Below are 26,227 nucleotides of genomic sequence, written 5' to 3'. Positions count from 1 at the left end.
CCCCTTTTCACGGCGAATCAAATCAAGCGTACAGCTTGCTACGATGCCGCCTTCGCGACGTAGCGCAATGCGACATCTTGGGTGCACGGCCAGCTCTCACCACTCGGTTCCGGAATCCAGGCGCGCTCTGCGAACTCAGTGATGGCCGTGGTGTCCGCCATGGCCACCGAAATGGTGTCCGCCGTGATGCCCAAAGCCAAAGGGTATGATTACAGGTGGTGCGTAACCGTATCCATAGCCGTAATAAGGATTAACGCGATAACGTCGATGCGCGTGGTGTCTATGATGACGATGCCGGCGCATGTGAACCGGCTGCACTTGCTCGCTCGCAGCAATAGTTCGCGCATCTATGGCGGTCCCGGAGGCCGGTAAGGCCGCTGCGGGAGTTACGGCTGCGACGCCACTCAAAAGAATAACGCCAGCCGCAATCGTGATGATGGTTTTCATGGCAACGTTCCCTTTCGGTCGATAGCAATCATGAATCCCGCAAGAGACATAAACTTTGTCACATCCTGCGTGCCAAATCAATTCCCGTACGGTATAGCGATCACTCCTTCAGTGCCTACGTGTGGCCAAACGTACGCCACAGAAGGTTCCCCTCTTTGCTCGAATGAGATTGGCCGTTATAAAGTCTCATTCGATCGCAAAAGGTCCGCCTTATGAAATGGATCAACGAGCATCACGAGTTGAAGAAGCTTAAGTTATTCTTCCTCGTGGCGGGATTGGTCGTCGCGATCAGCGCCATCAAGGTGTTTGTTCACTGGATGCAGTTCGAATTCGTGACGCTGAGCACGCTGTTGACCAGCGCAATCGGTGGCGCAATCTTCATCATCGGCTTTCTGCTGTCGGGCGTTCTTTCTGACTACAAAGAATCTGAGCGATTGCCGGCCGACATTCGCGTGGCATTGGAGGCAATCCATGACGACGCTGTCTGTTTCGCCGAGAAGTGCCCGGATTTCAAAGTCGGTCCGCTGCGAACGATACTCGGGAACATCCTGACCGTCTTGCAGAGGGGGCTTGGACACGAGGGAGCCCACAAGGATCTGCGGCCAGCCATTCTCGAAATCGACAAGCTCACTCCGATGATTGCGCAAATGGATATTTTGGGCATGCCGGCGAATTTCATCGTGCGACTGCGCGGCCAGCAGGATCAACTGCGCAGATGCGTCTTCCGAATCTATCACATTCAAAGCATGCAATTTGTGCCTTCCGTGTACATCTTGGTGAAGACGTTGGTTGCAGCTATCGTGCTGCTTTTGCTGTTCTTGGAGACTGAAGGCTCGCCCGGTACAGCGCTGATTTTTGGCTTTATATCCTATATGTTTGTATATGCGCTTTATCTCATCGAGACGCTTGAGCAGCCGTTCCGCAAAGATCATGACTCGCTCGACGATGTCAGTCTGTTCCTGCTACGCGAGTTCGGAGATAAATTGGACGGATATAAAGATGAGAATCTTGCCAACCGGCCCGTCGCCGGCCCGTGATATCGCAATGGTCGATCCGGCGGCAGGCGACTTCGTGCAGGTCGGGGGCCGGCAGGCCAGTTTCAGATGCGCAGAACCGACTCCGCCGTAACCTGGCGCCAAGTCGGCGCTTCAGCGCAACCATAGTCAGAATGGTAGGACCCTTTTATGGTGAGCCGCGCGCCTGCATTACGCTCAATTGTCGCACCGCGATTTTGAACAAAGGATGGCGGATCCATTCATCATTCATTCAAGCGGCGGCAGTCTGGAGGATATCCGTCGCCGAACGGATAGTGTCGGACCGCGCGAAACCGGCATTGGAGCAGACGCTTGCCGATCTGGTCAGCGAATTACTCTATGTTCGCTTCATCGGGAAACTCGGTCCGGCCCCGTCATTGTCCGTCGCGGCCAAACCTAAACAGGTTCGAACGGATACTAGCAAGCACCGACAGTTACGTACGCGGTCACACTGACATGCCTATAACTTGCCGTTCATCACTTATGAGTTCGGTGCGCGTTCGCTTGCTCATGTTCGTATGTAAATGGGGCTATATGCTCATTGTCGCGGCGCGATTCTGAACAAGGCATGCCGGATCCATTCATCATTCGCTCATTCGATCGGCGGCAGTCTGGGAGGAGATCCGCAAGTGTCCGGATTGCCGTTGCTGACCGTCAAGCTCAATCGGCAGACGCTGTCGCGATATGGAATCAGTGTCGGCAACGTCCATCACCTTCATCGAAAGCTGCGCAAGAAGGACATGCCCTGATCGATGCCGTCCGAGAGGGGGCGCTGACGAGGTTGCGGCTTGTACTCATGACGGCACTCGTCGCATCGCTGGGTTTCGTGCCGATGGCGATCGCAACCGGCGCCGGCGCTGACGTACAACGGCTGCTTGCGACCGCGGTCATCGGTGGAATTATCTCATCGACATTACTCACGCTTGTCGTCCTGCCCGCGCTCTACGTTTTGTTCCGGCGTGAAAACGCGAGCGACGAACGACTTCACCCCCCATCCAACGGAATTGCAACACGAAGTACATCGCATTGTTCTTTCCCTCATCTCTAAGACGGCGGCTGTTGTAAATTTCTTATGAGAGCTGTCTGCAGCCATTCTGATTAAGGCATCGATTCGAAGTCTCTACGTGGGCGCCTACGAGGGTCCTAGCGCTTCGATGATGCGGCAATCAGCAATCGTTCCGCACCTGCACTGATTGATCACGCTATCCAACTCGGCCCGGAGGGCCTTTAGGTCGGCGATCTTACGGTCTACCTGTCTGAGATGTTCTCGGGCGATTGCGTCTACAGATTCACAAGATCGCCGCTTTTCGTCGGAAAGGTCGAGCAAGTTACGTACTTGGTCCAATGTGAAGCCCAGCTCTCTTGCGCGGCGTATGAAGCTTAGTCTGACTAGATGCTCCGGAGCGTATGATCGGAAATTCCCTGCCGTGCGACTGGGCGCGGGGAGAAGGCCTATGTTCTCATAGTACCGTATCGTCTCGACCTTGGTGGTGGTTGCCCTGGAGAGGTCGCCGATTTTTAAGACTTGCACGGACATGCGCCCTTGACCCTCTAGTTGCTACAGGGTTTATATGAGCAGTCACGTCGAGAAAGTCGAGGTGACAAATGACAGATCTTTCCGTGCCGAGTCGGCTGACCCATCAGCTCTCTTTCCGCGTGATAGGCCTCGATTGTCAAAACGAGGCCCGTCAACTCAAGAGCGCGGTTGGTCCGCTCGTGGGTGGCGAAGACAACCTCTCCTTTGACACGAAGGCAGGTCGTATGGATGTTGCGCCGGGTGTTTCTCCGGCAATTGATGACATTCTAGTTGCCGTCGCAACCACTGGAATGGTCGCGGAATTGTTACGTGACCAGAAGCTGCCATTGAGTGTGTCGGCGACGGACGCCGCTTGCACCGGCTGCGCCGGCGACGACGTTGCATTCACCGCGCCCGTACCTGCCGCAGCCCCAGACGGAGTGGTGTTCAAGATCCATGGCATGGATTGCGGAGACGAAGTCGCCGCTCTCAAGCGCGAAGTCGGACTGTTGGTCGGCGAGGACAGGCTTGTATTCGACCTGGTCAACGGCCGGATGTCCGTGAGCGGTAATCCCGATGCAGCTATGCTGGCAAGCATCGAGAAGGCTGTTGCGCGGACTGGCATGCGTGCGGAACAGTGGATTGAAGGCCCGAAGACTGAAGGTGCTCTTGCCGAAGATCGAAGGCGTCGCACCCAATCGCTCCTAACGGCAGCCAGCGGAATTCTGACCGCACTTGGCTTTGCCATTCATGCTTCGTCCGCGGGAAGCGTGCTTGCCGCGCTCAGTGAAACTCCTGGGGTGTTCGCACCTGCTCCAATCGCCGCCATCCTGGCGTATGCGCTGGCTGTCGTCTGTGCCATCAGATATGTCGCGCCGAAGGCCCTACTTTCCGCGCGACGTCTGCGGCCTGACATGAATTTGCTGATGGTCATTGCCGTCGCGGGCGCTGTTGCCATTCACCAATGGTTCGAGGCGGCCACCGTCTCATTCTTTTTCGCGCTTGCCCTGGCGCTGGAGGCGTGGAGCCTTGGGCGCGCGCGTCGGGCCGTAGCAGCGCTGATGGAACTGGCTCCGGCCGTCGCGCGCGTGAAGTTTGCAAGCGGAATGGAGAAGGAAGTTCCTGTTGCGGAGGTGTCAATCGGTGCTCACATCGTTGTACGGCCTGGCGATAAAATTCCGCTCGACGGAATCGTCCTGACCGGTGCAAGCGAAGTGAACCAAGCTCCCATCACCGGCGAAAGCGTCCCCGTCTCGATATCGGAAGGTTCTGTGGTCTACGCCGGAACCATCAATGGCGAAGGTGCGCTGGAAATCGAAACCACAAAGGGCGCGGAAGACACCACGCTCGCCCGCATCATCAAAATGGTGGGCTCCGCGCAAAGCCGCCGCGCGCCTTCCGAGCAATGGGTCGAACGCTTTGCCCGAATCTATACGCCGAGCGTCATGGGGCTTGCGGTGGCGGTGTTGGTCATTCCGCCGCTTATATTCGGCGGAGCATGGGACGTATGGTTTTATCGCGCCCTGGTTCTTCTTGTCATCGCGTGCCCCTGCGCGCTCGTCATCTCCACTCCGGTCAGCATCGTGGCGGCTCTGGCTGGTGCCGCAAAACAAGGCGTGCTGGTAAAAGGCGGCGTGCACCTTGAGACACCGTCGAAGCTCAAGGCAATAGCCATGGACAAAACCGGCACGCTGACGCAAGGACGCCCCAAGGTCGTCGAACTCGTCACCTTCAACAATCACAGCGAGGGCGAACTGCTGAAGTTGGCGGCTGCCCTTGAAGCTCGCAGTGAGCACCCTTTGGCCCACGCGATACTCGAAAAAGCGGCCGAAGCCGGCATTGCGGCGGTCCCCGCCAATGGCGTTCAGGCAGTGCGCGGCAAAGGTGTCGTAGGACGCATCGGCCGGCAAGAAGCTTGGTTAGGGTCTCGTCGCTTTATTGAAGAACATGATAGGCTTTCGAATTCGGCCGAGGCGCTTCAAGCGGCCGATGCTCTTGCAAGTGCTGGGCGCACCGTTATCGGCGTTGGCGATGACCGCGAGATCTGGGGCCTGATTGCCGTCGCTGACGCGGTGAGACCCGAGGCCAAGCGTATTGTGGCCGACCTACACGCGGCAGGTATCGAGCGCGTCGTGATGCTGACTGGCGATAACAAGGCCACTGCCGAAATGATTGCGCGGGAAACTGGCGTCGATGAGGTGCACGCGGAGCTCTTGCCCGAACAGAAGGTCGAGTCTGTTGAAAGGTTGGTTGCGCGGTACGGCCATGTCGGGATGATTGGAGATGGCGTAAACGATGCTCCCGCGATGGCACGCGCAAACGTTGGCATCGCTATGGGAGCAATCGGGTCTGACGCCGCCATTGAGACTGCAGATATTGCCCTCATGCAGGACGATTTATCGCGGCTGCCTTGGCTCATTCGTCATTCCAAGGCCACCTTGGCGATCGTCCGGCAAAACATCGGCTTTTCGCTTGCCGTCAAGTTACTGTTCACGGGTCTGACGATCGTCGGATGGGCGTCCCTATGGGGTGCTATCGCAGCCGATGTCGGAGCCTCGCTGCTGGTCGTGCTGAACGGGCTCCGACTATTAAGCCGCGATCAGTCAGCTCAGACGTAAATCCATCGACGAATAGCCGTGGCCGATTGCCTCTGACTGCAGAGGCGGAACGGTGTGCTCTCACTGAAATAAGCTGGCGGATGAAAGTTCTTGAGTTGATGAGTTATTTGTTGGGCATACACCGATGACGCTTGACCTTTCCGTCGTCGGCATTGTTACGGCGTTCGCGGCCGGAGCGGTCTCGTTCCTATCGCCGTGTGTCCTTCCCCTGGTGCCGGCATACATCTCATATGTCGCAGGTCAAAGCCTCCCACCGGCGGACGGCGATCAATCGGTCCCGGCTCGGCAGCAGCTTCGCGTACTGTTTTTGAGTGTATGCTTTGTCCTCGGATTTACGACGATCTTTGTAGCACTTGGTGCCGGCGCCAACGCCTTGAGCTTGGTGCTCGCAGTTTACCGATACGAAATCAATATACTTAGCGGTCTACTGGTAATTCTGTTTGGTATCTTTACGACAAGCCTCTGGCGTCCTGCTTGGATCGAGCGCGACACGCGCGTGCAAATCGCACGGCCGGGAACAGGGCCGGTCTCTGCCTATCTCCTCGGTACTGCATTTGCGTTTGGATGGACGCCCTGCATTGGTCCGGTCCTTGGCGCAATCCTTGCAGTCGCGGCTTCGTCTTCCTCCGGCGCGAGCGGTGTGGCGCTGCTTGCCATTTACTCTCTCGGCCTTGGGTTGCCGTTCGTTCTGGCGGCGCTTTTTTCCAGCAGATTTGTCGGACGCTTGGGAAAATTTGGACGCGCCGGTCGCATTTTGCAGTTGATTGCCGGATTCGTGATGATCGCTATGGGGGTTGCAATGATTACCGGTCATCTCACTGACGTTGCGATCTGGTTCTTCGAAACGTTTCCGATGCTGGGTCAAATCGGCTGAGCAGGCGCGCAGGTGGAGTGTGATAATGCGAGCAACATTGGCGGTGGCTGCAACGTGGTACATCATAGACCAAGCCACCAAATGGTGGATACTCAATCATCTCATGGATTCGCCAACTGTAATCGACCTCACGCCGTTTTTTAACGTAGTGCTGGGCTGGAATACCGGAGTCAGCTTCGGGCTGTTTGGAGGCCTTGGCGTTCCGGCGTGGATTTTCGTGGCATTCGCGATCGCGATGTCCGCAGCCCTTTTGGTCTGGCTGGGTCGCGCTAACGTCCCATTCGTGCGCGTTGCCATCGGCTTGATCGTCGGTGGAGCGCTCGGGAATGCCACGGACCGCTTACGGCGCGGTGCCGTACCTGATTTTTTGGATTTTCATCTCGGGAATTGGCACTGGCCGGCCTTCAACATGGCCGACGTCGGGATCGTCTGCGGAACATCTCTGCTGATGTTGCATTTCGTCACACAACCGGGCAGGGCCAACACGGCAAGCACACAAGAAGAACGCTGATGCTTTGTAAGCACGGCTTGCACTCTATAACGCTTCGGAGTTCGAATTGTCGAAGATCATCGCCACACTTATGGTTTCAGTCCTTCTCCTGGGATGTTCGACGCCTCAATTTGACGCTGCTAAGCATCTGCGGTCGATACCCACGGTCTTATTGTCAGACATGCAGGCCAAGGGAATGACCTCGTCAGACCCGATCTTGGTGCGCATCTTCAAACAGGAAAATGAACTTGAAGTGTGGAAACGCGAGAGCAGCGGCCGTTACGCTTTGCTGAAGACGTACGGCATTTGTCGATGGTCCGGCCAGTTAGGTCCGAAAAATCGGGAAGGAGACCGTCAGGCCCCCGAAGGATTTTATCTCGTTACGCCTAAGCAAATGAACCCTCGCTCGGAGCTCTTTCTTTCATTCGATCTGGGATTTCCGAACGAGGTCGATCGGGCGCACGGTCGATCTGGACGTCATTTGATGGTGCATGGTGAATGCACTTCGAGCGGATGCTACGCGATGACGAATGACGGGATGGCTGAAATATATGCGCTTGCGCGGGAGGCGTTCGCCGGTGGCCAAAAGGGCATCCAAGTTCAAGCATTACCGTTTCGCATGACAGCTGAGAATCTGGCCAAATACCGTGCCGATCCGAATTTTGCGTTTTGGAAGAACCTGAAGGAAGGTTCGGATCATTTCGAGGTTGTGCGTCACGAGCCCACAGTTGACGCGTGCGGCGGGAATTACGTTTTCAATGCGAGCGCGCCTCGGGGCCCGCTTCGCGCCTCTCGGCCCTGCCCGGAATTGGTGTATGAACCAGAAACAGCGGCACTTGTTGAGGAAAAGCAACGCAACGACACCCAACAGGTAGCTCAGCTCGTGCGCGCCGGTACTGGTGCATTCAAACGCGTTTATCTCGATGGAGACATGCACAAAAGTTATCGGCGCTTATTGGACGCGGCACCCTCATCATATGCGAGCTTCAACGTCGCCGAGGTCAGTCGGCTGGAGGCGCTAAAGGGAGAGCCGCTAGAAATGCCAATCCAATAACATATTACTTTACGAGCGTTGAGATGGGAATTTGGGGAGGTCGCGAAGCGAGCACGGTCAGCTGCACGGCATTAAGGAGCGTGAAAATTCAAGCCGCTGAAAAGTGCGGCGGCTGGCCAAAGAAGGTTTCCGATTCCGCTTCATAACGAGCCAATGCGAGAGAGAATGGACACTCGAAGTATCAAGGTTATTCTGGAGAACCGGCAAATCGGTATTTATTTTGGTACCGTCGTGGTGGCAGGCATAAGCGCCTTGCTTCTCCCTGGCACGACTACTCTTGAGGCCAGTGTCAATCCTGCGCTCGCACTGATGCTGTTCGTGACCTTTCTACAGGTACCGCTTGCAGACCTCAGACAACATTTCGCTCGGCTCGATTTCCTCGCAGCTCTGCTCATCGCGAACTTCATCGCCGTTCCGCTTCTCGTAGCGGCGCTTGTTCAACTCCTCCCTGCTGGCTCTATGGAGCGACTTGGTGTGCTCTTGGTGCTGCTCACTCCTTGCATCGATTACGTCGTGACGTTTTCACATCTGGGCCGAGCCGATGCCCATTTGTTGCTGGCGACGACACCGGCCCTGCTTATTCTGCAAATGCTGCTGCTACCGATTTATCTTGGTCTGTTGCTCGGAGAAGATGCCGCCGGTCTCGTGCAGTTCGGGCCGTTCGTCCATGCATTCGTGTGGTTGATTGCTGTTCCTCTCGTTCTCGCTGCCGTCGTGCAGTTATGGGCTGCGAGCAGCAACGCCATTACTCGGGTGTCAACGGTGTTGGGGATGCTGGCGGTGCCGGCGACAGCGCTTGTCCTGTTCGTGGTCACCGCCGCCGTGGTGCCGCGGCTTGGGTCGGCAATGAATGCTGTGTTGCACGTGCTCCCAATTTATGTAGCGTTCGCAATTTCCGCGCCCTTGATCGGTTGGAGCATTGGGCGACTGTTCCGTCTCGATGCGCCGGCCGGCCGATCAGTTGCCTTCAGTGCTGCTACACGGAATTCGCTCGTGGTGCTACCAATTGCATTTGCAATACCCGGCGCAGTCCCGGTATTGCCTGCCGTCATTGTAGCGCAGACGCTTGTCGAGCTGGTCAGCGAACTACTCTATGTTCGCTTCATCGGGAAACTCGGTCCGGCCCAGTCATTGTCCGTCGCGGCCAAACTTGAACAGATGCGAACGGATAGTGGCAAACACAGACAGTCACGTACGCGGTCACACTGACATGCCTATAACTTGCCGTTCATCACTTATGAGTTCGGTGCGCGTTCGCTTGCTCATGTTCGTATGTAAATGGGGCTACCGGTTAACGATTCGGGCGCGAAACTGGCGGGAGCCACTAATACAGGAGGCCGCGCTACGTTCAGGCGAGCGAGTCCTGGAGGTGAGCGCGGAGGGGTGCAGCTTGTGCGAGGTGCTTGCACGTCAGTATCCCGCAGTACATTTTTCTGCCGTACAGCCTGCGGGATTAAACACGAGCGTCCGCAACGCCTTAAGCAATCTCGAGCTTTTGCACGGGAATCAGCACTGCATCAATTGCCGTGCTGCATCATTCGACAACGTGATCTTATCGCTCGCGCTGCATCCTTTACGGCTGAGTGATAAGGTTGCCCTCCTCAAGGAAATGAGGCGAGTATTGCGGCACGGCGGTACACTGCACATTGCCGACTTCGACCAACCGCTGCACCCGCGAGAGATCCACGCACTTCGCGGCACCGGCTATTTGTTCGGCTCTGAGACCGCGAAGTCCCATCTCGACGGCAGTTGGTTGAACTTAATCAAGAAGACAGGGTTTGATGGTGTGCGTCGCGTGAACACCGTTTCCGAGATGGTCGGCCGCATCGCCATAATCTGCGCACGCCGCAACTGAGCCGTTGCGGTGCCGAATATTTTTAACTCTCTATTTGGTTTAAATTTTCGCCAGCATTCCGGAATCAGACTGATGCAATGGCTGAACCGGCGGCAGGCAACTTCGTGTAGGTCGGGGACCGACAGGACAGCTTCAGATGCGCAGCACAGGCTCGGCCGTTCGCATTTCCTCGTCCTCAATCTGAATCGTCACATGATCGATCTTGAATTTCTCCTCGAGAACGGCCTTTGCGTTCATCAGGATTGCCCGTGCGTCTTTCATGTCGGTGACAACCACGTGGCCGGTCAATGAATCCGTTCCGGATGTAATGGTCCAGACGTGCAAATCATGAATGGCGGTCACACCGGGAATTTCCAGCAATGCCTTTTCAAGTGAAGGCACATCAACTTCGACCGGAACCCCCTCCATCAGGATATGGACGGCTTGCTTCAACAGCGTCCAGGTTCGGGGCACGATAAACAGGCCGATGCCGGCGCCGATGATGGGATCGGCCAAGGTCCAGCCGGTGTACATGATGATCAGGGCGGCGGCGATCACCCCCAGCGAACCGAGCATATCGCTGAGCACCTCGAAATAGGCACCCTGGACGTTGAGGCTTTCCGAAGAACCAGCCGAAAGCAGCTTCATGCTGATGAGATTGACGACAAGGCCGACCGCCGCGACGGCAAGCATCGGTCCGCTGAGAATTTCGGGCGGCGACAGAAATCGTTTGTAAGCCTCATAAAGAATGTAAACCGTCAGGAGCAACAGCACCACGGCATTGGTCAATGCGGCGAGGATTTCAGTGCGCAGATAGCCATACGTCTTTTGTGGAGTTGTGGACTTCTGGGCGAAGTAAATCGCAAACAACGCCAGAGCTAGGCCGCCGGCGTCGGTTCCCATGTGCGCGGCGTCGGCGATCAGCGCAAGACTTCCGGTCCAAATCCCGCCGACGATTTCGGCGGTCATGTAAGTCAAGGTCAGCGCGAGCGCGATATAGAGAGGTTTCCGGTGTCGGCCAGCCGCCGATGGGATAGCTCCTCCGTGCGAATGACCTTCACCCATGTATGTGCCTCAAAGTGTCGCAATCGACTGACTGAACCACCGCTAGGGTAGTTTCGGGTGAAAATCAAACTCGAGAAGCTGATTTCAGGCACTTTGTGATAGTGTTCAGTAACGGAATTTGCTATTCGGACCATATGGAACATCGGGCCAGCCGGAATCTATTTGATCAACGAGCGCTGCGCATTCGCCCGGCGCTGGTGATGTTCCTGGCGTTCGTTTATCTTTTTGTTGGACTGGCCCATGCGACCGCGCATGTGAACGAAACGATCACAGGTTTCAAGGTCATTCCAACAACGATTGCGCTTGAAGCGAGTTTGGCAACGGACGGTCTCGACGACGGAAACTCCGAAAAATTGTCCGCCGGCGGTGAGTATTGTCAAGTCTATGCACCGATTTTAGTGCCGGTCCTGGCCCGGGTTGCTACTCCTTCGGCTCAGCTTATTGGGCCACGATTCAGGGAACCGACGCTCCTGGTCGAAGACCACCCCCGGCTCGACACGCCACCCCCCAAAAATCTGATCTGAACGTTGTCGTAGCGACGCGGCTCTCTCGCGTCGCCGTTTCTCCGTTTTCAGGTCAGTATTATGTCTTTCGTCCGAACGGCTTTGCGCGTGATTTGCGCATTGCTTATGATAACAATTCCCGCTGCAGCCACCGAACCGCGTCCCACGCGCTCCATTTCGCTGCCGCAGGCCCTGCAGCGGGCGCTGTCGGCTAATCCGCGCTTAACAGCCGCTGAACGCGATATCGGGATAGCAGGGGGGCTTCGCATTCAGGCTGGAGCGTTGCCTAATCCTGACGTTTCCTTTGAACTGGATAGTGCCCTTGGCTCGGGTCCCTACAAGGGAACGCGATCTGCCGAGACAACTTTACAGCTCAGCCAACTCGTCGAGCTTGGAGGGAAGCGCGAAGCTCGTCTTGCCGCCGGCGAAGCCGGCGTAGGAAGCGCGGTCTGGCAAAGGCGCGCGACGCGTCTCGAAGTCCTCTCGGAAACCGCGATCGCGTTCATCACGATTATCAGCGCCCAACGCCGGATCGAGATCTTCGACGAGCAGATTGCAAGCTTCGATACGCTCATTCCACTGCTTCAAAAACGCGTCCAGGAGGGCGCTTCGTCGCCAGCCGAGACCCTGCGGGCCCAGGTCGCGGCCGATCTGTTTCGAGTCGAACGCGAGCGGTCGAAAACGCTATTGGCGACAGCGCGGCGGGATCTGGCCATCCTGATGGGCGACAGCAGTCCGCGTTTCGGAACCGCGGTCGGGCGGCTTGCGAATATTGGCCAGCCACCTTCTTTTCAGGCGGTCGTCAACGCCATCGAAGCCAATCCCCAGCTCATGCGGTGGACTGCCGTCACTGCCCAGCGCAATGCCGAACTGCTCATCGCGCGCCTAAAAGCGATCCCTGACCCGCGCATTTCGGCGGGTTGGCGGCATTATCAGGACACCAACGACAACGCCGTGCGCTTGGGCGTCTCGATTCCGTTGCCGATCTTCGACCAAAACACCGGCAACATCATCGCGGCCCAGGAGTCGTTGGCAAAGACCAATGCCGAGCGCGCCATCAACAAGCTCGTCCTCATCAGCATCGCGGGCCGTGCCTACGACACGCTGACTGGAGCGCTTGCGGAACTCAAGCTGCTGCGGTCTTCGGTCATCCCGAAGGCGCGCAGCGCTTCTGAGACTATCCTGAGCGGCTACACGCAAGGCAGGTTCACCTTGCTCGAGCTGCTCGACGTCCGGGGCTCGGTTTTGCAGGCGCTCCTTCGCGAGCAGGAGGCCTTGCAGAATTTCCATATCGCCATCGCGACGATCGAAGGTCTCGTCGGTAACCCGTTTTCGCTAACCCGCGAGAGTTCAAGATGATCAAAGGACTAATTCGGTACTCGGTGTTTTTGCTAGTTGTCGGGACGCTTGCTTATGGCGGCTATCGGTTGCTGGCGCCGGCAACTCCCAAACCAGGCTCGACGGAAAAGGTGGAAAAGGAAGAACATTCCGAAGGGGTCGAAATGAGCGACGCCAAAGTGGCCGCAGCCGGTATCGAACTTGCCAAGGCATCACCCGGCGTCTTGCGCGATAGCCTGCTGTTGAACGGCGTTGTCCAGCCAAACCAGGAATCGCTGGTGCAGGTCACGCCGAGATTTCCCGGAATCGTGCGCGAAACCCGCAAGCGGGTCGGCGATCGCGTCCAAAAGGGCGATGTTCTTGCGATCGTCGAGAGCAACCAGAGCCTTACGCCTTATGAACTGAAGGCGTCTCTCGCGGGTACGGTGATCGATCGCCAGACCACACTGGGCGAATACGTTTCCGAGCAAAAGCCGGCGTTTGTTATCGCGGATCTGTCAACCGTCTGGGTGGATCTTTCTGTCTACCGCCGCGATCTGAACCGCGTCAGCGTCGGCGACCAGGTTTTTGTCGATCCGGCCGACGGTGGTCCGCCGATCGAAACGAAGATTGCCTATCTGGCTCCAATCGGAAGCAGCGACACCCAGAGCGCAATCGCGAGAGCCATCGTGCTAAATTTAGATCAACGGCTGCGTCCGGGCCTATTCATTACTGGTCGGCTGTCGTTGTCGGCGAAGAAGGTGAATGTCGCGGTGAAATCGTCCGCGCTGCAGACAGTGGAAAATCGAACCGTCGTGTTCGTCCGCAACGGCGACAAGTTTGAAGTCCGCGATGTCGAACTCGGCGGGCGCGACCCGGAAATCGTCGAAATAGCATTCGGCCTTGTGGAGGGCGACGTCTATGCCGCCCAGAACAGTTTTATCGTCAAGGCAGAGATGGCGAAAGGATCGGCTTCGCATGAACACTGATCGCGACATGATGCTGGTAACAGCGCTGATTAGGCCGCACATGGAAGGGCACGTGGTGCGCATGCTTCACGACCTGCCTGACTTTCCGGGTTTCACATTCACCGAAACCCGCGGTCAGGGGCGAGGACGAGGGCAAGGCGGTGCCTATGTCTCGTCTGAATTCGATCTCACATATCATAATTTTCTCGAACTCCGGCTGGTGTGCCGACCCGAACTGGCCGATGAGATTCGTGACCGCATCGCGTCTGCAGCCTGGACCGGAAGGAAGGGAGATGGCGTCGTGTTCATAACCCCCATCCATTCTTTCGCTCGCATCCGGGAAATCGGCAAACGTCCGGAGAAGTCCAATGATTGACGGTATCCTTTCGTTTTCCATCCGCCAGAGGTGGCTGGTGATGATCGGTGCTGTGCTCATGGCAGCGTTCGGAGCGTGGAATTTCACGCGCCTGCCGATCGATGCGGTGCCCGACATCACCAACGTTCAGGTTCAGATCAATACCAGCGCCCCGGGCTACTCACCGCTTGAGGTGGAACAGCGGATCACGTTTCCGATCGAAACCGGTATGGGCGGTCTTCCTAACCTGCTTAACACTCGGTCGCTTTCCCGATACGGGCTGAGCCAGGTAACCGTCGTCTTTAAAGACGGCACCGACATTTATTTCGCGCGACAACTCGTCAATGAGCGCATTCAGCAGGTCAAGGACAGCCTGCCCACGGGTGTCGAAACGGCGATGGGCCCGATTTCGACCGGTCTCGGAGAAATCTATCTGTATACGGTTGAGGCCAAGCCAGGAGCGCTCAAACCCAGCGGCGAGGAATTCACCCCGACGGATCTGCGGACAATTCAGGACTGGATCATCAAACCGCAACTGCGAAACACTTCGGGCGTAATCGAAGTCAACACCATCGGCGGCTTCGAGAAGCAGTTTCATGTGCTTCCTGATCCGGCGCAATTGATGGCCTACAAACTTAGCTTTCGCGACATCATGTCCGCGCTTGCTGCCAATAATGCCAATGTCGGCGCCGGATATATCGAGCGCAACGGCGAGCAATATCTGGTGCGCACGCCCGGACAAGTCGCCAACATCGAAGAGATCAAGCAGGTGGTCATCGGGTCGCGCAATGGCGTGCCAGTTCGTATTTCCGACGTTGCCGACGTGAAAGAGGGCAAGGATCTTCGAACCGGCGCGGCCACGCTGAACGGCAAAGAAATGGTGCTGGGCACCGCGATGCTTCTGATCGGCGAGAACAGTCGTACGGTTGCGCAGCGCGTTGCCGCGAAGCTCGAACAGATCGGCCGGTCGCTTCCGGAAGGCGTGACGGCCCGCGCGATCTACGACCGTACCCATCTCGTTGAAGCCACGATCGCAACCGTGGAAAAGAATCTCGTGGAAGGTGCGCTTCTCGTCATCGTCATTCTGTTTTTGATCCTCGGGAACTTCAAGGCGGCGATCGCAACGGCGTTCGTGATCCCGTTGTCCATGCTGTTCACCGTCACGGGAATGTTCGAAAACAAGGTCAGCGCCAACCTGATGAGCTTGGGTGCAATCGATTTCGGTATCATCATCGATGGCGCCGTCATCATCGTCGAAAACTGTCTGCGCTTGCTGGCGCATGAGCAGCAAAAATTGGGCCGCGTTCTCAAACGCGAAGAGCGTTTCGCGACGATTCTGGAGGGATCACGCGAAGTTATCCGTCCAAGCCTGTTCGGCACTCTCATCATCGCGGTCGTCTACCTGCCCGTCCTCACGCTGACCGGCGTCGAGGGCAAGATGTTCACGCCGATGGCTCTCACGGTGCTGATGGCGTTGCTTGGCGCCAGCATCCTGTCGATGACGTTCGTACCTGCCGCGGTCGCGCTGCTGGTAACTGGCCGAGTGTCGGAGAAAGAGAACTGGTTCATGCGCGGCTCGCGCCGCATCTATGTTCCCCTGTTATCGAAGTCAATCCAGCATCGCGGCATGATTGCGTTCCTGGCCGCGTTCCTGGTCATTATTAGCGGCTTCGCGGCGTCCAAAATGGGCGGCGAGTTCATCCCGAGCCTGGACGAGGGAGATGTCGCCCTGCAGGCGATTCGTATTCCAGGCACAAGCCTAACGCAGTCGCTCGAGATGCAACAAATGCTCGAGAAGCGCCTTCTCAAGATACCTGAGGTGAAGGAAACTTTCGCCCGTACTGGCGTTGCAGAAGTTGCAACCGATCCGATGCCGCCTTCGATCTCCGATGGCTACGTGATGCTCAAGCCGCGTGAACAGTGGCCGGATCCGAAGAAGCCAAAGAGTGAGGTCGTCACAGCCATCGAGAAAGCTGCCGAAGAAATCGCGGGCAGCAGCTACGAACTCTCGCAGCCGATTCAGTTGCGCTTCAATGAATTGATTTCGGGGGTTCGCAGCGATGTCGGCGTCAAGATCTTCGGCGACGATCTGGAGGTTCTGGCTCAAGTTGCTGCACAGGTTCAGGCTGTCATACAGAACGTCCAGGGCGCGGCCGATGTCAAGACCGAGCAGATTTCGGGGCTGCCGGTACTGACTGTCAAGCTCAATCGTGCGGCGTTGTCGCGCTACGGCATCAGCGTCGCGGACGTTCAAAATCTCGTCGAGATCGCTGTCGGCGGTAAGAGTGCTGGTCTGGTTTTCGAGGGCGATCGGCGCTTCGAACTGGTTGTGCGGCTTCCGGAGCGCTTGCGCACAAATTTGGAAGCGATCAGGTCGCTTCCGATACCGCTGCCTCCGCTCGACGGGCAGGCGAAGGCGATGACGACGCGCGCAGTTTGGGGAAATTCTCCGCTCGCCCAGATCAGATACGCCCCGTTGTCCGAACTTGCCCAGATCGATGTCGCGCCGGGCCCCAATCAGATCAGTCGCGAGGACGGCAAGCGCCGAATCGTTGTTTCCGCGAACGTGCGGGGACGGGACCTGGGATCGTTCGTTGCCGATGCGCAAAGCCAGATCGCCGAGAAAGTGAAGATTCCGGCAGGCTATTGGGTCGGGTGGGGCGGTCAGTTTGAGCAACTGGTCTCCGCAACGCAGCGATTGACCATCGTTGTGCCAATCGCGCTACTTCTGATCTTTCTGCTGCTCTTCATGAGCTTGGGTTCGATGCCTGACGCGCTCTTGGTGTTCAGCGGCGTTCCGCTCGCATTGACCGGCGGCATACTTGCGCTCTTGCTTAGGGGCATTCCTCTTTCGATCAGCGCAGGCATTGGATTTATCGCGCTGTCCGGTGTCGCCGTGCTTAACGGGCTGGTGATTATCACCTTCATCGAAAAGCTGCGCTCCGAAGGTCACGCGATCATAGATGCTGTCAGAGAGGGCGCATTGACGAGGCTGCGGCCCGTCCTCATGACGGCGCTTGTTGCGTCGCTCGGCTTCGTGCCGATGGCGGTTGCCACCGGCGCCGGAGCAGAAGTTCAAAGGCCGCTGGCGACCGTCGTAATCGGCGGAATTATTTCATCGACACTTCTCACGCTTCTTGTCCTGCCGGCGCTCTACGTTCTTTTCCGGCGTGAGAACGGCGAGAGGGGCGAAGGACCTCAACCCACAACCAATGGAGTTACAACATGAAATACATTGCAATCATTGTGCTGTCCCTCATCTGGTCGGTGCCGTCTTTCGCGCAACATTCCCATGGAAGCCAAAAGGGACCGAATGGCGGGCAGATGGAGGATGTCGCAGGAGTTGAAGCAGAACTGGTTACATCCGGAAGCACAATCATGATCAACGTCTTTGACGAAAGCAAAAAGCCGGTTTCCACAAAGGGCTTCACGGGCGCCGCTCTTATTGCCATGGGAGCGGGGCGCGAGACGGTCACACTTGCGCCATCGGGAGAGAACGCATTGAAGGGCGAGGCAAAGGCCCCGATTGCCGCGGGCGCGACGATCACGCTGACCATCAAGACAGCCGACGGAAAATCAGGCCAGGCGAAATTCAAGAAATAGGATGATTAAACGAGGATAGCGGTTCATGGCGATAAGGTCAGGCTTTCGTCCCATCGGCCCAGAGAATCCGGCGCATCGCACCATATGCTCCGCTCTCCCAAGCGTCTTTCGTTTGTGCTTCCCATGGACCGTGGGAATGTTTTTCCTGACAGCCGCTGGTTCATGGTCTGCAGTTCAGGCGCAATCTTCCCAAGCCAAGATTGTCGGGCTGGGCGCAACGACGTGTCAGCGTTTCAGCATTGATATTAGATCCAACCCTATCCTTCGTCGCGACTATCTGGCTTGGGCACAAGGCTTCATGAGTGGAATTCTGTCGAGCAGACCCAGCGGTGTCGATGAACAACTCGACCTCAATCCGGTCACGTTCGATCTCGTAAACCAGTTGCATTTCCTCGAAGATCACTGCGCTCAGAACTCGGCGATCAATTTTTCCGACGCCGTCGCGGCGTTATATAAAAGGCTGCGCAAAGAAGGCAAAACATGATCAGCCACACAACCAAAAGCCCGCCCATGGCCGGCACCCCACGCAGTTTGCGCCTCGGTGTCGAGGGGATGGACTGTGCCTCTTGCGCCACGAAGATCGAAAACGCCCTGCAACGGATGCCCGGTGTTGGCGACGTAACGGTCTCAGTACCTCGGGGCACGGTGACAGTTAGTCATGACGGTAAAGCGGAAAACGAAAAGATTCAAAACCAGATCTCGGATTTGGGCTATCGAATCACGCGCGTGGAAGAGCTTGCAGCCAAGCCCGCTGGTGATGAGACGGATGATGGAACGCTCCCGGCTTCTTACGACCAACTCCATTCGCACGTTGATGGGGCCGGTTCGAGCAACCAGGCTTGGTGGCGAACCCGCAAGGGGATGCTCACCATTGCGTGCGGCTTGGCCTTGGCCTCGGCTTTTCTACTGGGCAAATTCTTTCCTGCTACAGAGCGTTGGGCATTCCTTTTCGCCATGATGGTCGGGCTCGTTCCAATCGCGAAGCGCGCGCTATCTGCAGCGCGGGCTGGCACGCCATTCTCGATCGAAATGTTGATGTCAGTCGCCGCCGTGGGTGCGGTGATCATTGGAGCAACCGAAGAGGCCGCGACTGTTGTCTTCCTGTTCCTGATTGGCGAACTCTTGGAAGGCGTGGCCGCAAGTCGCGCCCGTGCCAGCATCCAGGACTTGACCAAGCTTGTTCCGAAAACGGCCCGGCTGGAAGAAAATGGGTTGGTTCGCGAGGTGCAGGCGGACAGTCTTTCGGTCGGAGCGATCATCCAAATCCGACCCGGCGATCGCATCCCGGCCGACGGCGTCATCCTTTCTGGAGAAAGCGGGATCGACGAAGCGCCGGTGACCGGCGAAAGCACACCGGTCCGAAAGGGACCTGGGGAAATCGTATTTGCCGGTACCGTCAACGGTGATGGCTTGCTGCGTGTGCGCGTCACGGCCGCAGCTTCCGACAATACGATCGCGCGTGTCGTCCGATTAGTCGAGGAAGCTCAAGAATCGAAGGCTCCGACAGAGCGCTTCATTGATCGCTTTTCCCGGTACTACACCCCCGGTGTGGTGGTTGTTGCGGCCTTGATCGCCGTCGTCCCGCCACTCCTGTTCGGCGGTGTCTGGAGTAACTGGATTTATAAGGGGCTTGCCATCCTCCTGATTGGCTGCCCATGCGCGCTGGTGATTTCGACGCCGGCCGCCATTGCCGCAAGCTTATCCGCAGGGGCAAGGCGGGGGCTCTTGATGAAGGGCGGCGCCGTACTCGAGCAGATCGGCAAGATCACCGTCGCGTGCTTTGACAAGACCGGGACATTGACCGCCGGTAAGCCCCAGGTCACGGACATCATCGGCTATGGACGCACCGAAACGGACGTATTGCGGTTTGCCGCCGCGCTCGAGTTGGGTTCGAGCCACCCCCTCGCCACAGCCATTCTAGCGAAAGCAACCGAGCGGGAGCTATCGTTGCCGCCGACGTCCGACGCCAACGCGATGGGCGGAGTAGGCGTTCGTGCTAAGGTGGAGGGGGTTGAGGTGTTCGTCGGATCTCCGAAGGCCGCTGGTGAACGGGCTCCGATGACACCAGAGCAAAGGACGCAGATTTCTGCGCTCAATCATGAGGGAAAGACGGTTTCCATCGTTCTGGTCGGGCATGAAGTGGCTGGCGCAATCGCGATGCGCGACGAGGTCCGACCGGACGCAAGAGCAGGCCTGAAGGCACTGACCGAGATGGGCATCAAGACGGTCATGCTGACTGGAGATAATCGCAGAACGGCAAATGCAATCGGCGAGCGTCTTGGAATCGAGGTTCAGGCGGAATTGCTGCCTGAGGACAAGCAGAGGATCGTTGCTCAGTTTCAGAAAGCGGGCTGGTCAGTTGCGAAAATTGGAGACGGCATCAACGATGCCCCCGCGCTGGCCGCCGCAGATGTTGGCATCGCCATGGGCGGAGGCACCGACGTCGCGCTCGAGACCGCCGACGCCGCTGTGCTTCACGGTCGCGTCGCAGACGTCGCGGCGATGGTCGATCTGTCAAAGCGCACTATGATCAACATCAAGCAGAACATTGCTGTCGCACTTGGTTTGAAGGTCGTATTCCTCGTGACGACGGTCGTCGGTTTGACGGGTCTGTGGCCGGCCATTCTCGCGGATACTGGCGCTACGGTTCTGGTGACCATAAACGCCTTGCGCCTGTTGGCGCCGCCCAAACTTTAATGATGTGGAAGAACTGCAAGCAGTTTTGTTTCAACGGAAGGAAAGCAGATGGGTTTCGATCAGTATCACGAGCCGCCGGAAGAGCTTTCACAGGAAACTCGTACTTTCGCGCGGATGATCACATCTCTGATCGAGGAGGCGGAAGCCATCAGTTGGTACGAACAGAGAATCTCTGTCGAAAAGGACAAGAACGCCAAGGCGATTATGGCAAACGCGCAGAAGGAGGAGTTCAAACATTTCGGAATGAACCTCGAATTTCTTCTCCGAAAAAAGCCGGACTGGCGTGCGGAGCTACAAGGGATTCTGTTCACGAAGGGCGACATCGTCAAACTAGGCGAGAAGGCGGAGAAGAAAGTCGATTAGACAAACGCGGTGTCGGTCTTGGGATATCATGAACGGAGGAAAGTTTTTAGAGCCGGCATAATCTCTTTCGGAGATGTGGCGATCTCCTGCACAGTCCGGAGTCTCAGTTCCACTGGAGCCTTGCTGGAAATTAGGGGCCCAGCAGCAGTTCCGAAGAAATTTACTCTTGTAATTGCCGCAGACGAGTTTCGGCGAGCTTGTCGAGTTATTTGGATGACGGAAAAGAGGCTCGGCGTGGTGTTCGAACTGATCTGACTTAGGGGGCCGATTCTGCTAGACTGTAGGAGGATGCAATGCTGCATTTATTCATCGTACTCATGGTGTGTCTGACCGTAACCGGAGCAAATGCGCGCGCGGCAGGAATGGCACAGGGCAAATTCTCCCCGCTCTCAGATGAACGCCTGCAACAGCTGCCGCCAGCGATTCACAAGGCGTTCAAAGCGGCGCAGCGTCTCTGCATGGACGACGCGATAGATGTTCGAACGGGATATCTGCGATACATTATAGGCCCGAGGGGCGAAGAGTTCATCGCAATTCACTTCGATCAGTTCAGGTGCTCCAATAGCCAAGCGCTATGCTCGCCGAAAGGCTGCCTTCATCGTGTTTTCATTTCCAGAGCAGGCGCGCTTCGCGAGGTATGGCGAGGGAACGTCTTCGAGATCGATATGTCGATCGACTCAGGTGTGCCGTCGATCGACGTCAATTGCAGCCGAGACGGGTTGTTTTGCCGCCATAAGATGCAATGGGATGGCAAGCGGTTTCGTTGAGCCTGCGAGCACGCAGTTTCCGCTAAAGAGTTGCATATCCAGCCGCTCGAGATGACGACGGTCGTCGCCTGTAACCGGGGGGAATTATCGCCGGACGGCGAGAATACTTAGCCGTGCTGCTGAATGGGCATCGAAGGAATTATTGCATGCTGTCCGTTCTCAACCATCGAATTTATCGGCACCTGTTTGCCGCCCAGGTCGTTGCCCTGATCGGCACCGGAATGATGACCGTCGCGCTGGGGTTGCTGGCCTTCAAGATCGCTGGCGACAAGGCGGGAGTCGTGCTCGGCACGGCGCTTGCCATCAAGATGATCGCCTATGTCGGCATAGCGCCAGTGGTCGGTGGATTTGCCAATTTCCTTCCGCGTCGCGCATTTCTGGTTTCGATGGATCTTGCGCGCGCGACTGTCGCGCTGGCGTTACCGTTCGTCGATCAGGTTTGGCAGGTCTACTTGCTGATTTCAATTCTGCAGTCGGCGTCGGCGGCTTTTACACCGACATTTCAAGCCACGATTCCGGACGTTCTCCCCGATGAAGGCCAATACACACGGGCATTGTCGCTTTCTCGTCTAGCTTATGACATGGAAAGCCTGCTGAGCCCGATGTTGGCAGCCGCGCTGCTGACGGTCATCAGCTTCAATTGGCTCTTCACTTGGACTGTCGTCGGCTTCTTCTGCTCGGCAGCGCTGGTTCTTTCGGTGACGATTCCCGAGCCGGCGCCCGCGGAACGTAGGGGTGGCATCTATGAAAACACCACGCGCGGTATTCGCATCTATCTTGCGACGCCACGTTTGAGGGGGCTGCTTGCCCTCAATCTCTCGGTCGCAGCGGCTGGCGCCATGGTCATCGTCAATACGGTCGTCGTGGTGCGAGGATTGCTCGGCGGCACCGATAGTGATGTCGCCATTGCACTGGCGTGTTTTGGGGGCGGATCGATGACAGCCGCATTGGCGTTGCCGCGGCTGCTGGATCAGATCGCGGACCGTCAGGTCATGATTCCAGCTGCTGGAATGCTCGGCGTAACGCTGCTCGGCTTCGCTGCCGTTCTGTCTTTGTCATCGGGGACCGCGGGAAACTCCTCTTTCATATGGCCCAGCTTGCTGGCTGCATGGACCCTATTGGGCGTAGCTTACTCAGCGGTCATGACTCCATCCGGTCGACTGCTCCGTCGTTCGGCACATCCTTCGGACCGACCGGCGGTATTCGCTGCACAGTTTGCGCTTTCACATGCTTGCTGGCTGCTAACTTATCCAATCGCTGGTTGGCTGAGTTCAGTTGCTGGGATAGTGCCAACACTGTTGGCTTTGGCAGCTCTGACATTCGCAGGACTGGCCCTTGCGATCAAGTTCTGGCCCGTAGAAGATCTGCAAATATTGCCGCATGAGCATCCGAATCTACCCAGCAATCATCCGCATCTTCGAGGCTCCGCCGAAGCTCATGCCCATTCGTATGTCATTGACGAGATCCATCGCAGATGGCCTTAGCGACCTGGACCACCGATGCTGCTTATCGCGAGACGGAATCCGCAATCGATGCCGCTTGGGCTTATGACGTCCTCGCCGTCGAGATGGAAGCCGTTGCCCTGTACGCATTCGCGACTGCCATGCGGCGATCCGTGGTGTGCTTCGCGCACGTCACCAACGCCATGGCGCAGACGGAGGGTGATTTTGGAAAAGGCGAGGCAGACGGAACCACGGCGACTCTCGCTGTAATTGGTGCGGCGGCGCAGGGGTGGTCGTCCTCTGCCGCTGGTGGGCATTAGGTTAGCGATCCGAACACCTCCTCGATCGTGAGGTGATGAACTAATCAACTCGTAAGGGCTCGTGTCAGCGCTCCTTTGCCCCAGCCCTCCAGCTGGTCCGAAGACGCAACAGCGTTCGATGATGGCGCAAACGAGTCAATTGAGCATCGGGGCTTGGCACGCACGGATCGGTGGGGCGGATGAGGAATGAGGCGCATGGTACTGCGCGTTCCGCCATCACTGCGGCTGTGTGTAAAACCTCTTACGGTTGCTTGTCGAGAAATTCCCTGTTACCGCCAGAGCATCCACGACCTCAGCACAAGTCTGCACAGCGCGCCGATGTCGGATGGCCGTTGCTGCACGCGCTTGGAAAGTTCTCATGCGTTTTCCTTCCGATGGCTGTAGCCGGTTCGCGAAATAACCTGACGCGTCGCCTTCAACAGAGTGAATTTCATTGGCTCTGCCAGCACGACTATATGTCGGTCACGCGCAGCCGCAGCGCATTTGCGACAACGCTCACCGAAGAGAGCGCCATGGCCGCTGCAGCTATGATCGGAGAAAGCAGCAAGCCGAAATTCGGATAAAGGAGACCTGCAGCAATCGGAATCCCAGCTGCGTTGTAGATGAAGGCAAAGACTAAGTTCTGCCGGATATTTCGCATCGTTGCTTGAGATAGACGACGAGCGCGAACGATGCCGCCCAGGTCGCCCTTCAGCAGCGTCACGCCGGCGCTCTCCATTGCGACGTCTGTACCCGTGCCCATAGCAATACCAACGTCTGCTGCAGCAAGGGCCGGCGCATCGTTCACGCCGTCGCCAGCCATTGCGACAATTCGCCCCGCCTTTTGCAGCTTGCTCACCACTGCGCTCTTCTGATCCGGAAGGACTTCTGCCTCGACCTCCGGAATGCCAAGCTGTCTTGCGACCGCATCCGCTGTAGTCCGGTTGTCTCCAGTCAGCATGATCACCTTGATGCCTTCTGCTGCCAGTGCCTTCAGGGCATCCGGCGTCGATTGCTTTACCGGATCGGCAATGGCGAAGATTCCCGCTAACTTACCATCGATCGCAATATTGATGACCGTCGCACCGTCTCCGCGCAGCCGTTCAGCATGCGCGTCTAACAACTGTGTTTCGATGCCTTGGGACTTCACGAAATTTGCGTTGCCCAGCAGGACGGTCTTGCCGTCGACCTTGCCGGTCACGCCCTTGCCCGTCGGCGAGTCGAATTCCTCTACCGTGCTCAAGTTGAGGTTTCGCTCCCCGGCGGCACGCACGATCGCGTCGGCGAGCGGATGCTCGCTCGACCGTTCGACGCTGGCCGCCAGCTGCAGAATGTCAGTTTCTTCGAAACCAAAGGCGGGGATGATCGAGACGACCTTCGGTTTCCCTTCCGTCAGCGTTCCCGTCTTGTCGACCACAAGCGTATCGACTTTCTCCATGCGCTCGAGGGCTTCGGCATTCTTGATCAGCACGCCGGCCTGGGCACCACGCCCGACACCGACCATGATGGACATGGGCGTGGCAAGGCCCAGCGCGCAGGGGCAGGCAATGATCAGAACGCTCACGGCTGCGACCAAGCCAAATGCCACGCGCGGTTCGGGGCCAAAGAGCGTCCAGGCACCAAAGGCGACAAGTGCTACGGCGATGACCGTTGGCACGAACCAACCGGCGACTTGGTCGGCAAGGCGCTGGATCGGCGCACGCGAACGTTGCGCTTGCGCGACCATTTGCACGATCTGAGAAAGCAGCGTTTCGCGCCCGACCTTCTCAGCCTGCATCACGAAGCTACCGGATTGATTGAGCGTCCCCGCGATCACCTTGCCGCCTGTCTCCTTTGTGACGGGCATGGATTCGCCGGTTACCAAAGATTCGTCGAGCGATGAACGTCCTTCAATGATGACGCCGTCCACCGGCACTTTCTCTCCCGGACGGACGCGCAACTTGTCGCCCACGTTCAGGCTGTCGAGCGGGACCTCATGGTCAGCGCCACTATCGTCGATGCGCCGCGCGGTCTTCGGCGCGAGATCAAGGAGGGCTTTGATTGCTCCGGACGTTGCCTCACGGGCACGCAACTCCAGCACCTGGCCGAGAAGGACCAGGACGGTGATCACTGCGGCGGCTTCGAAGTACACCGCCACCGCGCCATCGTGGCCGCGGAACGTTGGCGGGAATATGCCAGGCGCAACAGTCGCGACGACGCTGTAGGCATAGGCGACACCGACGCCCATCGCGATCAGGGTGAACATGTTCAGGTTGCGCGTTACCAGAGATTGCCAGCCGCGCACGAAGAACGGCCAACCCGCCCAGAGAACTACGGGTGTCGCAAAGACGAGTTGAATCCAGTTCGACAAGGTCTGGTCAACCCAGCCGTAATTGCCAACCAGGTGGCCGCCCATCTCCAGAATAACGGCCGGCAAAGCCAACCCAAGCCCCACCCAGAAGCGCCGGGTCATGTCGGCCAGTTCGGGATTGGGCTGGGCCTCCAAGGTCGCCAGCTCGGGCTCCAACGCCATTCCGCAGATGGGGCAGTTCCCGGGTCCGGTCTGGCGGATTTCGGGATGCATCGGGCAGGTGTAGATCGTCCCTTCTGGTACGTCCGCCTGCGGTCGGGACTTGTCGAGGTACTGCTCGGGAGCGGCCGCGAATTTCGTCCGGCAACTCGCCGAGCAGAAATGATAGATATGGCCGTGTTGCTCGAACCGGTGCTTGCTCGTCTCCGGATCTATACTCATCCCGCAGACCGGATCTACGACAGTCGAAGGACCGGAGTCGTCATTTCGACGATGACCGTCATGCCCATGTTGGCCGGAGTGGTTCTGGTCTCCGCCGCAGCATCCGGACTTTCCAGCAGTCGCGGGTGCAGCGGTCGTTGTCTTGGGCGAGCAACAGCTCCCGGAACCCTTAGCTACTTCGTCCGATTTTGCTTTTCCGGATTTGGTCATCTAAATCTCTCTCGGCGGTTGCAACCTATACCTGGTATGG

24 protein-coding genes and 1 pseudogene are annotated in these 26,227 nt (G+C 57.5%); 21 read left to right on the top strand and 4 right to left on the bottom strand.

What is annotated here, in order from left to right; all coding sequences use genetic code 11:
* Positions 1–135: 135 nt before the first annotated feature.
* Complete coding sequence (locus AC1RM7_RS18660; protein WP_492838861.1) at positions 136–447, bottom strand: hypothetical protein; 312 nt, start codon at positions 445–447, stop codon at positions 136–138.
* 212 nt (positions 448–659) lie between these two features.
* On the opposite strand from AC1RM7_RS18660, the gene AC1RM7_RS18655 reads away from it, so the two are divergent.
* Positions 660–1,484 carry a hypothetical protein gene (locus AC1RM7_RS18655; protein WP_492838863.1) on the top strand — a complete coding sequence of 275 codons (825 nt, stop codon included), beginning with the start codon at positions 660–662 and terminating at the stop codon, positions 1,482–1,484.
* A gap of 730 nt (positions 1,485–2,214) precedes the next feature.
* Positions 2,215–2,529: pseudogene (locus AC1RM7_RS18650) on the top strand (efflux RND transporter permease subunit); the annotation flags it as partial.
* A gap of 84 nt (positions 2,530–2,613) precedes the next feature.
* On the opposite strand, the gene AC1RM7_RS18645 reads toward AC1RM7_RS18650, so the two are convergent.
* The gene (locus AC1RM7_RS18645) at positions 2,614–3,018 is read right to left on the bottom strand and encodes a MerR family transcriptional regulator (RefSeq protein WP_029659689.1); all 405 of its coding nucleotides are present in this window, start codon (positions 3,016–3,018) and stop codon (positions 2,614–2,616) included.
* Positions 3,019–3,086: 68 nt separating this feature from the next.
* Here AC1RM7_RS18645 and AC1RM7_RS18640 point away from each other — a divergent pair, with 68 nt between their 5' ends.
* From AC1RM7_RS18640 to AC1RM7_RS18615, 6 genes are all read left to right on the top strand, one after another.
* On the top strand, positions 3,087–5,615 hold the full coding sequence (locus tag AC1RM7_RS18640; protein ID WP_492838865.1) for a heavy metal translocating P-type ATPase: 2,529 nt from the start codon (positions 3,087–3,089) through the stop codon (positions 5,613–5,615).
* Positions 5,616–5,739: 124 nt separating this feature from the next.
* Positions 5,740–6,489, top strand: coding sequence for a cytochrome c biogenesis CcdA family protein (locus AC1RM7_RS18635; protein WP_492838867.1), 750 nt, complete (start codon positions 5,740–5,742; stop codon positions 6,487–6,489).
* A 25-nt stretch (positions 6,490–6,514) separates the two neighbouring features.
* Positions 6,515–7,000 (top strand): signal peptidase II, encoded by a 486-nt coding sequence (gene lspA / locus AC1RM7_RS18630; RefSeq protein WP_492838869.1) that lies wholly within the window; start codon positions 6,515–6,517, stop codon positions 6,998–7,000.
* Between the two features lie 46 nt (positions 7,001–7,046).
* On the top strand, positions 7,047–8,033 hold the full coding sequence (locus AC1RM7_RS18625; protein ID WP_024575740.1) for a L,D-transpeptidase family protein: 987 nt from the start codon (positions 7,047–7,049) through the stop codon (positions 8,031–8,033).
* Positions 8,034–8,198: 165 nt separating this feature from the next.
* Positions 8,199–9,242 carry an arsenic resistance protein gene (locus tag AC1RM7_RS18620; RefSeq protein WP_492838872.1) on the top strand — a complete coding sequence of 348 codons (1,044 nt, stop codon included), beginning with the start codon at positions 8,199–8,201 and terminating at the stop codon, positions 9,240–9,242.
* Complete coding sequence (locus AC1RM7_RS18615; protein ID WP_492943909.1) at positions 9,127–9,888, top strand: class I SAM-dependent methyltransferase; 762 nt, start codon at positions 9,127–9,129, stop codon at positions 9,886–9,888. The genes AC1RM7_RS18620 and AC1RM7_RS18615 overlap by 116 nt, the downstream gene beginning before the upstream one ends.
* 132 nt (positions 9,889–10,020) lie before the next feature.
* On the opposite strand, the gene AC1RM7_RS18610 is transcribed toward AC1RM7_RS18615, so the two are convergent.
* Positions 10,021–10,932, bottom strand: a complete 912-nt coding sequence (locus AC1RM7_RS18610; RefSeq protein ID WP_024575743.1) for a cation diffusion facilitator family transporter — start codon at positions 10,930–10,932, stop codon at positions 10,021–10,023.
* Positions 10,933–11,066: 134 nt separating this feature from the next.
* Between AC1RM7_RS18610 and AC1RM7_RS18605 the strand changes: the two genes are divergently transcribed.
* The 13 genes from AC1RM7_RS18605 (at position 11,067) to AC1RM7_RS18545 (ending at position 23,267) form a co-directional block, all read left to right on the top strand.
* Positions 11,067–11,456, top strand: a complete 390-nt coding sequence (locus AC1RM7_RS18605; protein ID WP_024575744.1) for a hypothetical protein — start codon at positions 11,067–11,069, stop codon at positions 11,454–11,456.
* A gap of 60 nt (positions 11,457–11,516) precedes the next feature.
* On the top strand, positions 11,517–12,794 hold the full coding sequence (ihpA, locus tag AC1RM7_RS18600; protein WP_002714834.1) for a divalent metal ion exporter subunit IhpA: 1,278 nt from the start codon (positions 11,517–11,519) through the stop codon (positions 12,792–12,794).
* Positions 12,791–13,741, top strand: coding sequence for a divalent metal ion exporter adaptor subunit IhpB (ihpB, locus tag AC1RM7_RS18595; RefSeq protein ID WP_002714835.1), 951 nt, complete (start codon positions 12,791–12,793; stop codon positions 13,739–13,741). Before ihpA ends, ihpB begins: the two co-directional genes overlap by 4 nt.
* Complete coding sequence (locus AC1RM7_RS18590; protein WP_002714836.1) at positions 13,731–14,096, top strand: P-II family nitrogen regulator; 366 nt, start codon at positions 13,731–13,733, stop codon at positions 14,094–14,096. The genes ihpB and AC1RM7_RS18590 overlap by 11 nt, the downstream gene beginning before the upstream one ends.
* Positions 14,089–17,304, top strand: coding sequence for an efflux RND transporter permease subunit (locus AC1RM7_RS18585; RefSeq protein ID WP_024575745.1), 3,216 nt, complete (start codon positions 14,089–14,091; stop codon positions 17,302–17,304). Before AC1RM7_RS18590 ends, AC1RM7_RS18585 begins: the two co-directional genes overlap by 8 nt.
* Positions 17,301–17,678 (top strand): hypothetical protein, encoded by a 378-nt coding sequence (locus tag AC1RM7_RS18580; RefSeq protein ID WP_002714838.1) that lies wholly within the window; start codon positions 17,301–17,303, stop codon positions 17,676–17,678. Before AC1RM7_RS18585 ends, AC1RM7_RS18580 begins: the two co-directional genes overlap by 4 nt.
* A gap of 136 nt (positions 17,679–17,814) precedes the next feature.
* On the top strand, positions 17,815–18,162 hold the full coding sequence (locus AC1RM7_RS18575) for a hypothetical protein (protein WP_034461932.1): 348 nt from the start codon (positions 17,815–17,817) through the stop codon (positions 18,160–18,162).
* Entirely contained in the window at positions 18,159–20,375 is a 2,217-nt protein-coding gene (locus AC1RM7_RS18570; protein WP_492838876.1) for a heavy metal translocating P-type ATPase, read from the top strand. Before AC1RM7_RS18575 ends, AC1RM7_RS18570 begins: the two co-directional genes overlap by 4 nt.
* A 48-nt stretch (positions 20,376–20,423) precedes the next feature.
* Entirely contained in the window at positions 20,424–20,738 is a 315-nt protein-coding gene (locus tag AC1RM7_RS18565) for a ferritin family protein (RefSeq protein ID WP_002714842.1), read from the top strand.
* 9 nt (positions 20,739–20,747) lie between these two features.
* The gene (locus AC1RM7_RS18560; protein WP_081710868.1) at positions 20,748–20,993 is read left to right on the top strand and encodes a PilZ domain-containing protein; all 246 of its coding nucleotides are present in this window, start codon (positions 20,748–20,750) and stop codon (positions 20,991–20,993) included.
* A 38-nt stretch (positions 20,994–21,031) separates the two neighbouring features.
* Positions 21,032–21,505: a hypothetical protein gene (locus AC1RM7_RS18555; RefSeq protein ID WP_024575747.1), complete on the top strand. Its 474-nt coding sequence runs from the start codon at positions 21,032–21,034 to the stop codon at positions 21,503–21,505.
* 146 nt (positions 21,506–21,651) lie between these two features.
* Positions 21,652–22,989, top strand: coding sequence for an MFS transporter (locus AC1RM7_RS18550; RefSeq protein ID WP_492838880.1), 1,338 nt, complete (start codon positions 21,652–21,654; stop codon positions 22,987–22,989).
* The gene (locus tag AC1RM7_RS18545; protein WP_492838882.1) at positions 22,980–23,267 is read left to right on the top strand and encodes a phosphorylase family protein; all 288 of its coding nucleotides are present in this window, start codon (positions 22,980–22,982) and stop codon (positions 23,265–23,267) included. Before AC1RM7_RS18550 ends, AC1RM7_RS18545 begins: the two co-directional genes overlap by 10 nt.
* A 451-nt stretch (positions 23,268–23,718) precedes the next feature.
* Here AC1RM7_RS18545 and AC1RM7_RS18540 read toward each other — a convergent pair whose 3' ends face one another.
* The gene (locus tag AC1RM7_RS18540) at positions 23,719–26,187 is read right to left on the bottom strand and encodes a heavy metal translocating P-type ATPase (RefSeq protein ID WP_492838884.1); all 2,469 of its coding nucleotides are present in this window, start codon (positions 26,185–26,187) and stop codon (positions 23,719–23,721) included.
* Between the last annotated feature and the right edge of the window lie 40 nt (positions 26,188–26,227).

The sequence above is a fragment of the Afipia sp. GW822-FHT03D08 genome, assembly GCF_058801645.1.
This window is presented reverse-complemented; position numbering and strand designations above follow the sequence as displayed.